The organism is Magnetococcales bacterium (genome assembly GCA_015228935.1).
GTDB lineage: Bacteria > Pseudomonadota > Magnetococcia > Magnetococcales > DC0425bin3 > HA3dbin3.
This window is the reverse complement of sequence record JADGCO010000017.1, coordinates 50,619-53,434: the sequence shown is the minus strand read 5'-3', so window position 1 is coordinate 53,434 and position 2,816 is coordinate 50,619. Positions and strand designations below refer to the sequence as shown.

Here is a 2,816-nt window from a genome sequence, read left to right as displayed (position 1 = left end):
AGAAAAGGAAATTTTTAAAGAATTTGCAAAACTACGCAAGCAGTATGGCGTTCGTATTGATTGTCTTCAAGATCAAATTTTTGATGGTTTATTAGGCAAGATGTATCGTTATTTTAAACCGATATTGCGTTTAGATGATTGGTGCTATCGTTTTCAAGATTTTATTTACATAAATGTCAATGGTGACGTGCATCCATGTTGCCTTGATAAAGAACAGGTAGTTGGTAATTTACTAACTCAAGACCTAAAAAGTGTTTGGCATGGAGAAAAATTTTCCTATCTTCGTAAGAATCAAGAAAAATTTTCCTATTGCCAAACATGTGATTTTCTTCGTCTGAAACAGGTCGTTTAAGTGAACAAAAAACTTCTTCTGATCAACCCCCGCAAGGGTTGGCGTCCCCCACTTGGGCTGCTTTACATAGCAGCTTATGCACGTCATGCAGGTTATCAAGTCAAGGTGCTGGAATTTATTGACGAAGAATTTTTTCCCGGGAAAAACATTAAACTATGGAAGGAACTCCATGATTTTAATCCAGATGTCATTGGACTTGGTGTAATAAGTTGGAACAGGCGTGTTGCACAGGGAATTATACAACGAATCCGTGCCGAAACATTAAATAAAATCATTATTTGCGGTGGCAAAGACCCAAATTTTAAACCTGATATTTATTTAAACAATGGGGTTGATTATGTAATCTTTGGTGAAGGTGAAGAATCTACGATTCATTTATTGAATAATATTTTCCAACCAAACGGTAACATGAAATCAGTTCCCGGCATTGGATACCTTGAAGATAGTGAGATTGTTCGCACTGCTGTGCATCCGGTTATGCCTCTGGAAAATCTGCTTTATCCTGCCCTGGATTTGGTAGACTACGATCACTATTGCGATATTCGTCTGGGAGGAATACCCGGACACTTCATTAAAACCGGTTTTATGATGGCCAGCCGGGGTTGCCCGTTCACTTGTCGTTTCTGTACAGATCCGATACGTAGCCGCTACCGGGAACGGTCCATAGACGATATTGTCGCCGAGATCAAATGGCAAATGGCACATTGGAAAATTGACGGAATTGTTTTTCTGGACGATTTGTTTTACTATAGAGACCAGAGGGTTAACGCTTTTTGCGAAAGAATTATTAAGGAGGGAATCAAGCTTAAATTCTACGCTCAAGCCCGGGCTGATCGAGTGGGTAATTCAGAAACTTTGGCGCTCATGAAAAAAGCGGGATTTATTCAGATTGCTATGGGTATAGAATCTGGTTCCCAACGCATGTTGGATATCATGGAAAAGCATACGCAACTGGACACCATGAATGAAGCCATAAGAAAAGTAGAAAAAGCTGGTATTTACGCCTATATTTTTCTTATTGTTGGCTTTCCTGAAGAAAGCCAGGATGATCTTGAAGCTACAGCACGTTTTTTAAGTAAAATTAAGCCAACATTTATTACAGTAAATTATTTTATGCCCATGCCCGGCACAAAATATTTTAATGACGAAGATAAAGATGCTTTAGAAGAACTTAGTTTTTCATTAACTGAAAATCAAAGAACATTCAGATCACCCGTATCACATGAAACAATTGTTCGGTATCGCGATATTTATCTTAGTTTAGCGCAGCGCAATGCAAATTTAAATTTATTTCGCTATCCTTCTTTTTATTTTTGGGCAATTAAATTGGTACTTTTTAAACCAATTGTTTTATTGCGGGGTATTTATAAACAAAAAAAACATGCAACCTACACCAGTTACTTTGATGCAATTCGCACAGCAATGATTAATAACAGAATATTTGGTGTCTGAAATTTTATCTTGTACTTTCGGAAATTAAATCTAGAAAGGAGGCAAATTTTAGCATGGAATCCTTGTTGGCAAAATTTAAAAAAAATGGGCAAGTCTACATAGACCCTGAAGAATATTGTTCTGACTATGCTTGGAGAATATTCCAGGAGAGAGAAAAAGCCTTTTGGAAACAAAAAATCACAAAAACTGAATACCATCCAGATCCCGCTGCCAATTTTTCTCCCTTTTTGGTTCATTGGAATATTGATCCAACTTTTTTTCGCCACAAAACTGTCATGGAAATTGGCACTGGCCCATTCGGATTTTTTTCTGGCTTGAAGAAAATAGATCCTTCAAGTCTGCCGTCCACCCTAATCCTGATGGATTCATTGATGGACTTTTATCAACAGTTCTCTTTATTTAATCTTATGCCGGAAAGCAGCATTCGTTTGCAGGGTAGATGTGAAAAAATACCTTTGCCAGACAATTTTTTTGATGTTATACTGACCACTAATACGATTGACCACGTTGGTGATTATCAAGCTTTTTTGCAAGAAATCGTGCGAGTCTTGCGTCCAGGTGGACATCTGCTTTTTTCGGTGCATTTTGTGGCTGGCTGGGCTACACTTATTAAATTTTTATTGCCTCTGATAGACAAAAATCATCCTTATCACTTTCGAGTGAATGATGTGCGAACTATGCTGCAAAATTCTGGACTTCGTCTAATCAGGGAATCCATCATGCCAATGTACTTAGAGGAAACAATTCCACAAGAGTCTGGTATTTTTCGGCGGATTATGTATTCCGTCGGATTCCGGGTCATGCATACCTTTTATGGTGTAGCCAAAACTCCTGATTAATAGTCAAATTTTATCTTTGCATATCGTTTAAGTCAATCCGGCTAATAAAGTGTGGACTCTTCGAAAGCTTCTAGGTGTTCTTAATTTTTTGCTAAACAGGAGGGCATAAAACATTTTTTTATTTAAGATCATGTACGCAGCATATCAAAACAAATTAAATCTTCGCTGGAGAC

The 2,816-nt window shown here is 37.6% G+C and carries 3 protein-coding genes; all 3 read left to right on the top strand.

The features are described from left to right. On the top strand, positions 1-352 hold a 352-nt coding region (locus tag HQL65_06520; GenBank protein MBF0135875.1), incomplete at its 5' end, for an SPASM domain-containing protein. Further along, positions 353-1,804 carry a B12-binding domain-containing radical SAM protein gene (locus HQL65_06515; GenBank protein ID MBF0135874.1) on the top strand — a complete coding sequence of 484 codons (1,452 nt, stop codon included), beginning with the start codon at positions 353-355 and terminating at the stop codon, positions 1,802-1,804. A gap of 53 nt (positions 1,805-1,857) precedes the next feature. Beyond that, positions 1,858-2,643: a methyltransferase domain-containing protein gene (locus HQL65_06510; protein ID MBF0135873.1), complete on the top strand. Its 786-nt coding sequence runs from the start codon at positions 1,858-1,860 to the stop codon at positions 2,641-2,643. Positions 2,644-2,816 lie beyond the last annotated feature (173 nt).